Origin of the sequence: Pseudaminobacter salicylatoxidans (genome assembly GCF_003148475.1) — a bacterium.
Classification (GTDB): Bacteria; Pseudomonadota; Alphaproteobacteria; order Rhizobiales; family Rhizobiaceae; genus Pseudaminobacter; species Pseudaminobacter salicylatoxidans.
Genome location: NZ_QGGG01000024.1, coordinates 39,094 through 46,790 on the forward strand (window position 1 = coordinate 39,094; position 7,697 = coordinate 46,790).

Below are 7,697 nucleotides of genomic sequence, written 5' to 3' on the forward strand. Positions count from 1 at the left end.
TCGGCTTGCCCCCCTCTCCCCCGCTGTTCCGCACGAGCTCGGGAGCAGGAGCGGGGCTCCTGCCCCTTCGGGCAGGAAAGCCGCTTCGCGGGAAAAGGAGATTCAGGACCATGGCAAAACTCACGCGGGCGCAGCGAAAAGCCCATGACGAGGCAGAGGCGATCTTGACGAAGGACAGGCTCACCGACGACGAGCGGGAATTTGTGTTTCGGCATTGGCACGAAGGCGCGAACCACATCAACGGCGCGTCGGGAGCGTTCTTTACCCCCTTCGACCTTGCCGGTGATTTCGCCCTCGACGGAACTGGCGGGCGTGTCGTCGACCTTTGCGCCGGTATCGGCGTGCTCAGCTATTTCATCTATCATCGTGCAGCCTATTGCGGCAGAACCCCGGATATGACCTGCGTCGAGATCAACCCGCGATATTGCGAGGTTGGCCGCAAGCTGTTGCCGGAGGCCAGGTGGATCAATGCCGATGTGTTCGACTGGCGCGAACTCGATCTAGGCCGTTTCGATATGGCTATTGGCAATCCGCCATTCGGCAAGGTCAAACGCCATGGCAACGGCCCGCGCTATCGCGGCCCGGATTTTGAGTTTCATGTGATCGATATTGCCGCTGAGCTTGCCGATCATGGCGCGTTCATCATTCCGCAGCAGTCCGCCAGCTTCCAGTATTCCGGACGCCCCTATTACGAGCGCCGCAATTCAGGCCGTGGCGCCGAGTTTTCCAAGGCGACAGGCTTTGAAATGGACGCAGGAGTCGGAATCGACACCTCGATTTTCCGCGACCAATGGAAAGATACCTCGATCATTTGCGAGATCGCCTGTTTCGATTTTGCCGAGGCGCGCGCCCGCAAGGCCGATGAGATCGAGCGGATTGAGGCGAAGCCCATGCCGCAGATTTCCCGCCAACCCGCCGAACAGTTGGCCTTGCTATGAGCAGGGCCAAGGAAAGCCGGACAATCCGGCACGTCGAGGTGTTCGATACGCCCTCGAATATGGGCGGATCATTCACGGTCTCAATCGTCAGGGAGCTTGACGCGGAGCGCGTCGAGGTCCGCGTCTGGTATGGCCACCCGACGCCGATGGGGCTGGGAGCCGTGGAAGGAATGGGACGGCTACAGGTTCGAAACCAGCCGTGCCGCCCTTCGCAACGCTCGCAAAATGGCATTATACAGGGAACGCTAATCAGATTTGAGGGCGGAAGCAGCAAGGCGCGGAGCAGCCCGCGCCGATCGGGGAGGATAGGCCACCCCGGCCGAGGCGACGGCCTCGCCCTCAAAAGGAGGTAACGATATGTGGCTTTTGCCCATGACCGTTACCCTAGAAATGAAAAGAACCCGGACGAGCTGGCTACTCCGAATCCGGGTTCAATTCTTAATCTCGGAAAGGGGGCGTCGGGGAAACCCGGCGTCCCACTCCTGAGAGCCTATATAGTCCTTTTCCCTGCAAATTCCAAGCCGCCCACCAGCCGACAGGCGCATCGAGCGCCCACCGACTGGTACGAGGGGAGCCCCTAAAGCCCCTCCCCTCGCGCTCCCCGCCCCACGCAAAGAAAATGCCTCCCGCCGGTCAGCATCAAGATCAGCCGGTTTTGTCATGCGAGGAAGGTTGTCGGCCATTTTCATCACGAATCGCACCGTGATCCGGGGGGAAGCCGATCGCCACGCCGTCACGCCCCCTGCCCGCTTTTCCGATCAGCTTCTTTCGCCCTGTGCAACATCGGTGCGACGCACCGGTGCTGGTCTACTTCGCAGTGCCAAATGCTGAATTTCGGATGGTCTGCTGCGCGAATTTAGCGGCTGGCCTGCCTTGGCAACCCTTCGGGTTCTCCACTTCGTTGCGACCGCTGCGCGGTGCAAAGGCAGGCCGGCCGCCGCTCTATCTGCTTCGCACCACACGAAATCATCATTTTAGGAGAACTGCTATGAAACAGACCATCACCTACCTCCGCCTTACCGGTCGCCAAATTGTCGGCTTCATCAAGAAGCTGATCGGAAAAGCTAAACATCAGGGCACGCTCAAAATTGGCGTAACAATCGGCTTCCCCCCTCTTTTCGCGATCACTTTGAGTTATGACGCGAAATTCGACGGTCGAGCCGACAACGACAACAAGAAGGTCGCCAAAACCGGCTGATCTTCAGCCGCTCCCTTCGGGGGGCTTTTCCTTGCTCCCTTGGCGTTTTCCAACGCTAACCGGTTCTAATAAGGAACCCGGTTCTTATCGAGTTCTGAGCAGGAACCGGGTTCCTTGTTGGTTCCTTCTGGCCATGTGGTGACCATATGGACGGTTTATGGTAGATGGGAACCCGCCTCGAAGTCACTTTATAGTAACTTCTGTCCTGTAAAGAACCGGCAAGGAACTCAGAACCGGAAGGAGTAGCAATGCCCGTTATCGTCCTTTGCTCGACAAAAGGGGGCGTTGGAAAATCAACGACCGCTCTCGTCCTGGCCCAAGTCTATGCCGCTGCAGGATCTTCTGTGACGCTTATCGACGCCGATCCCAACCAGCCCCTCGCGACCTGGGCGAGCCGGTTTGGAGATTCGGTTCCGAAACAGCTCGAGGTGATGGGCGGCATCAACGAGGAATCGATCGTTGATGCGATCGATACCGCCGCTGAGAAATGCCCGTTCGTAATCGTTGACCTGGAGGGATCAGCCAACCTCACGGCCAGCTATGCAATCAGCCGCGCCGACCTGGTGCTAATTCCAATGCGCGGCAAGCAGCTCGACGCCGATCAGGCGGGCAGGGTGATTGCCCTTATCGAGCGTGAGAGCAAAGCCTTCCGGCGCAAGATCGACTATCGCGTGGTCTTTTCCATGACCACGGCATTGCAGAGCAGGGAGCAACGCCACATTCGGACGACGCTCGAAGAAAAGGGCATCCCGATCCTGCCGGCGTCGATGATGGAGCGGGCCGCATTCAGTGCCATGTTCCAGCTCGGCGGAACGATCTTCGATCTATCCGAGGAGGACGTGTCCAATCCCAGGACGGCACAGGAGAATGCTCAGCAGTTGGCAACAGCAGTCATTGAGACCCTTCGAGAACAGGAGACGGCAGCAGCATGACCAAGGAACGTGTCTCCCTAGACCTGCCTGATGTTACGGGATTCAAGCCGCGCGCAAAAGTTCCGGAATCCGATCAAGCAGAGATAAAACAGGTAGCTGAACGCGCTGGCTTTACCGCCCGGCATTCCGCTCAGCCCGCCACTCCGCCGAAGGCTCCGGCATCCGAGGCACCATTCGACGCCCGCAGCCTTCGCCGTTCCAACCGAACGGCCAAGCTCAACATTGCGACCAGTGAGGATACCCGCCGCCGCTTTTGGGAGTTGGCGCAGCGCATGGGTATCTCCGCAGGCGAGGACGTCCTGATCTCCATGATGGATGCCTATGAGCGTGAAGACGGTAGGGCAGGGGGCCGATAGGGCAACCGATCGCCCAAGCATACAACGATGCACCGGCAAGGAGAAATCCCGGCCGTGACAGCGCAACGGGATACGGCGGGCCGTCGCGGTATCCCCCTTTGCCTCTGCCTTGCTTTCTAGGACGGATGGCTGACAGGGCGCGCGATTTCCGCAGCATCGCCGCCCTAACAATTTCCCCGGCCTTCGGCCTTCCTCGCGAAGCAAATTCTTAGGGCTTTGATGCCCTCCATTGCATTGCGGCCCTTCGGGTGCAGCCCCCGCTTTGTCGCCCTGTCTCTTGAGCCCCCGTCAGCAAGACGAGGCAAAGGAGATAGCCATGAGCGAAGCCCGCACGGATACCTATCAGCGCATCACCGACACCATCGTTTCCGCCTTGGAGGCCGGTACACGGCCCTGGATGCAGCCCTGGAGCGCCACCAACATCGGCAGTTCCTTCCCCCGGCCGCTTCGCTCCACCGGCGAACCCTATCGTGGGATCAACGTCCTCCTGCTGTGGATTGCATCGGCCGCCAACAACTTCCAGCACGATAGGTTCATGACCTACAAACAGGCGCAGGAGCTTGGCGGCCAGGTCTGTAAAGGCGAAAAGGGAACCATCATCGTCAAATACGGAACCGTGACCCGCAGCGTCGATAACGGACGAGGCGAGGATGAGGACCGGGAAATCCCCTATCTCAAGGGGTATACCGTCTTCAATCTCTCGCAAATTGACGGCCTTCCGGAAGATTTCTACGCCAAACCAATCCCCATGCCGGAAGATCGGCGCATCGCAGGCGCCGACCGGTTCATTGAAAACACCGGCGCAGTGATCCAACATCAGGGGGATCGGGCCTGCTACATTCCCGCGCTCGACATGATCAAAATGCCGCCGTTTCGGGCGTTCGAAAGCCCCGAGGCATATTATTCGACCATCCTGCATGAGGTCTCTCACTGGTCAGGATCGAGCAAGCGGCTTGACCGGCTCAAGAGCACCGACAAGCGGCATCACGAATACCATTTCGAGGAGCTGGTCGCCGAAATTTCAGCATGTTTCCTTTGCTCCGATCTCGAAATCACCGCTTCGGTCAGGCCCGAGAGTGCGTCGTACCTTGCCAGTTGGTTGGCCGTCATGAAGCAGGATAAGCGCGCCATCTTCCGGGCCGCTTCCAAGGCGCAAGCGGCGGCCGACTACCTGCACTCGCTTCAAGAAAAAAGGGCGGCCGCTTAGGCCGCTCTACCCTTGGTGGTCGGAGCCCTGCACTCGATTCCCGTACCAGCATATGCTAGGTTAACAGACAGAAAATATTGAGGATTGTCATGGCACACGCTGTTCGTCACACCACTGAACTGACCGCCGAGGAATGCATCTTGGCGCTTGCAAAGCAGCACGGAATTGTCGCGGCTCGTACCGAGCTTGACGATTGGGCGGACGATGTAACGCGCCTGGCTGGTGATGATGTCGCGTTTGATGAGGTCCAGGAAGTCGTTGTCGCCTTGCGCAAGGCGGGAGTCATCAACGGTGTTGAGTTGACCCGTCTCCATTCCCGATATCTTGATGAACGCCAAGCGCGAGGATGACGTTTGATCCGTTCGGCGATTTTGCCACACGAGGATATCTGCGAAATCATGCCGGGCAAAAGGACATGGCCAAGGTCAAAGACCTTGAGCATGATGCCTTTCGCGGCAATGTCGAGCGTGCCTTGCACAACCTTAGTCGCGTCGAGCGACTTTCATTTGAGGACGTAAAGAAGACGCACGAAACCTTGTTTGGTGACGTCTATCCGTGGGCTGGTCAGGACCGCTCCCAGAACGCTCGAGATCTCCACGTCACGAAAGGGGCCGTGGAATTCATGTTCGCCTCGCATGTCGGCCGAGGCGTCGACTATGCCTTGGGGCAGGGCAACGATGCTGCCACGATGCGCGAGAAACCCGGCGAGGTGATGGGCAATCTCGCCTATGCCCATCCTTTCCTTGATGGGAACGGCCGCACGATCATGACGGTGCATACCGAGCTTTGCCGTCGCGCGGGTATCCACATCGACTGGTCGCAGACCAACAAGAACGATTATCTCAATGCCCTCACGCGAGAGCTGGAAGCTCCCGGCAAGGGGCATCTCGACGCCTATCTCAAACCGTATGTGCGCTCCGGCGCCATCGATCGGGCTCAGTCGGCCGATGCGCTGCGCGGCCTACCTGGGCTTGGTCCCGAAGAAAAGACCATGACCGGCCAACCCATCCTTCCGGCCCGCACACTCGACTCTGCCGTTAGCAAGACGGACCTCGACAAGGCCCTGGAGCAATCCGACTATTTCCGTGAAACCAGCCGCAACCTCGACCGAATGGCGGCCGGGGTCTACCGCGATCCGTCCAAGATGCTCGACGCGGTTCGCGAAACCGCCATGAGCGGCAAGATTGGCGATCGCGACGTAATTGCCCGCCTCAGTCTCGATCCGGAGGCCTATGGCCCATACAAGGGCGCAGGCGGCGTCTTCTCCAGCCGTGAGGAACGGATGGACTACCGTCGAGCCATAGCAGGACGAACAGGCCTACGTGGTGTTGCCGATGATTACATTTCGCTGGTGCATGGCATCCGTCAGACCCTGGCCCAGGAAAAGCATGAGCTGGCCGAGCGCGGCAAGGTGGAAATCGCCCAGCCAAGCGCCGCGCTGATGAGCGCGATCGAGAAGAAGCAGCCTCTTTCCGACGACCAGAAAACCGAGTTGAGCAAGTCCATTCGTTCATTCGAGAAGCGGTTCGGTGACGATATCGGCAGGCTCAGGACGGCTCGCAACCTCGCGCCGATCGCCGAGAAACATGGCGCCAATGAACAACAGCTTGCGACCGCGCGCACAGTCCTGAAAACGCTCGACAAGGGCGATGCTCAGGTGCGCAACCAGGCCCGCGAACTCAACCAATCGCAGTCGTTAGGCAAAGGCGGACCAAGCCGGTAATCCCGCCGGCGTCGTCATGTTTGGGGGAGGGTGTCGATCAGCCCCTTGCAATACCCCTTGTATGTCCACGAATTACCGGTGATGGGAAGCTAAGAGCGGTGTTCCGCACCACAACCGCGCCTATCTACGATTTTCCCCGGCATCACCACCCCACCCGACATGTCGGGCGGGGACCCCGGTTCGGCCTTCCTCGCGAGACAAAATCGCGTCCAGTCCCGGTCCTTCGCTGACGCTACGGCCTTCGGTGTGGTCCGGCCCATATCCGCTCTTTGAAAGCTCCCATCGGCAACTCGCTAACAAGGAGCATCACAATGACCGACACCCTCGCAAACTTCATCCAGATCGACGGCAAGAAGATCACCGGCAACATCGCCACCCTCTCATTCGACATCGACGTTACCGGCGAGCCGGTTACCAGCGACAACGAGAAGGCCCCCAAGTACCGGCTGTTTGCACAGAGCCCGCGGGGCAGGCGCGTTGAAGTTGGCGGCATCTGGGAACGGCTCAACGCCGACGACAAGCCCTACCTGGCGCTGACACTCAACACCGGGCACTCCCGCTGGTACGCGAATCTCGGCCGCTACCCCGGTCAGGACGATGAGACGCTGATGGCGGTCATCCCGAACGATTACCTCAACAGCGAGCGCCGGTCCTAACGGACCGGCCTTGCCTCGGCTCAGCCGCTTCGGCGGCCGAGCCGATCGGCGGAGGCGATCATGACGGCGAACGACAACACTCAACAATTCCGCATCGAGGTCCAACGACCGGACGGCCAGATCGATTGCTACCCCTGTCTTCATCCCGAACAGATCGGAGAAGTGCTTTTTTCAATCTTCGGGGCAGGGGAAGCGGCAATCGGAACGCTAATCCACGTCTACGATCACCAGAGCTGGCGACCAGGCTTCACCAATCGGCCTCTTTGCAGATTCCGGGCGCTCTAAGATCCGCCCCTTGTTCGACGCGCCGCAGGCCGTCGAACCTACCGAGTGGGACACGAGGGGCAGACGCCCCTCATCCCGACACCTTCAGGACGCCACGCGGCGCAGTTGAGGGCAAGGGCGGTTTACCGGGACCGGAGCCACGCGCAGGCGCGGTAGCGGTGAGCATGGCGAGGACCAGCCCCTTGCCGGAAACGAGCAGTGTTGCCGAACCGTTGCAAGGGCAGGGGAGCGATACGGAGAGGTATTCTCTCTCTCAACATGGGCCGATGGTGCCAAGCCGAATGTCTTGCGTCAACGACAGACGGTACCCCCATGTGTGGACGGCCCGTGGAATGCAAGACTCTGTATCGATGGGATCGGTCAGGTTCAGTCATGTGTCCGGCCTTTTATCGTGGCATTGTA

Annotated in this window: 9 protein-coding genes; all 9 read left to right on the forward strand. The window is 59.5% G+C overall.

What is annotated here, in order from left to right:
* A partial coding sequence (locus tag C7441_RS22430; RefSeq protein WP_244916231.1) for a class I SAM-dependent methyltransferase occupies positions 1–938 on the forward strand: 938 nt, incomplete at its 5' end.
* Positions 939–1,926: 988 nt separating this feature from the next.
* Positions 1,927–2,136, forward strand: a complete 210-nt coding sequence (locus tag C7441_RS22440) for a trans-acting factor B (RefSeq protein ID WP_109614777.1) — start codon at positions 1,927–1,929, stop codon at positions 2,134–2,136.
* Positions 2,137–2,384: 248 nt separating this feature from the next.
* On the forward strand, positions 2,385–3,068 hold the full coding sequence (locus tag C7441_RS22445) for a ParA family protein (RefSeq protein WP_109614778.1): 684 nt from the start codon (positions 2,385–2,387) through the stop codon (positions 3,066–3,068).
* Positions 3,065–3,424: a hypothetical protein gene (locus C7441_RS22450; RefSeq protein WP_109614779.1), complete on the forward strand. Its 360-nt coding sequence runs from the start codon at positions 3,065–3,067 to the stop codon at positions 3,422–3,424. The genes C7441_RS22445 and C7441_RS22450 overlap by 4 nt, the downstream gene beginning before the upstream one ends.
* 316 nt (positions 3,425–3,740) lie before the next feature.
* A complete protein-coding gene (locus C7441_RS22455) occupies positions 3,741–4,631 on the forward strand; it encodes an ArdC family protein (RefSeq protein WP_032492525.1) in 891 nt (296 codons plus the stop codon).
* Between the two features lie 89 nt (positions 4,632–4,720).
* Positions 4,721–4,981, forward strand: a complete 261-nt coding sequence (locus C7441_RS22460) for a hypothetical protein (RefSeq protein ID WP_109614780.1) — start codon at positions 4,721–4,723, stop codon at positions 4,979–4,981.
* Positions 4,982–5,046: 65 nt separating this feature from the next.
* Positions 5,047–6,354, forward strand: a complete 1,308-nt coding sequence (locus C7441_RS22465; protein ID WP_244916232.1) for a Fic family protein — start codon at positions 5,047–5,049, stop codon at positions 6,352–6,354.
* 311 nt (positions 6,355–6,665) lie between these two features.
* Positions 6,666–7,010: a DUF736 domain-containing protein gene (locus C7441_RS22470; protein WP_032492531.1), complete on the forward strand. Its 345-nt coding sequence runs from the start codon at positions 6,666–6,668 to the stop codon at positions 7,008–7,010.
* 60 nt (positions 7,011–7,070) lie between these two features.
* Entirely contained in the window at positions 7,071–7,295 is a 225-nt protein-coding gene (locus tag C7441_RS23895; RefSeq protein WP_146201553.1) for a hypothetical protein, read from the forward strand.
* The last annotated feature ends 402 nt before the right edge of the window (positions 7,296–7,697 follow it).

Excerpts from the sequence above, each read along its gene's own strand:
- C7441_RS22465 (WP_244916232.1), top strand. The coding sequence starts at position 5,047 with ATGGCCAAGGTCAAAGACCTTGAGCATGATGCCTTTCGCGGCAATGTC.
- C7441_RS22450 (WP_109614779.1), top strand. The coding sequence starts at position 3,065 with ATGACCAAGGAACGTGTCTCCCTAGACCTGCCTGATGTTACGGGATTC.
- C7441_RS22470 (WP_032492531.1), top strand. The coding sequence starts at position 6,666 with ATGACCGACACCCTCGCAAACTTCATCCAGATCGACGGCAAGAAGATC.
- C7441_RS22445 (WP_109614778.1), top strand. The coding sequence starts at position 2,385 with ATGCCCGTTATCGTCCTTTGCTCGACAAAAGGGGGCGTTGGAAAATCA.
- C7441_RS22440 (WP_109614777.1), top strand. The coding sequence starts at position 1,927 with ATGAAACAGACCATCACCTACCTCCGCCTTACCGGTCGCCAAATTGTC.
- C7441_RS22460 (WP_109614780.1), top strand. The coding sequence starts at position 4,721 with ATGGCACACGCTGTTCGTCACACCACTGAACTGACCGCCGAGGAATGC.
- C7441_RS22455 (WP_032492525.1), top strand. The coding sequence starts at position 3,741 with ATGAGCGAAGCCCGCACGGATACCTATCAGCGCATCACCGACACCATC.
- C7441_RS23895 (WP_146201553.1), top strand. The coding sequence starts at position 7,071 with ATGACGGCGAACGACAACACTCAACAATTCCGCATCGAGGTCCAACGA.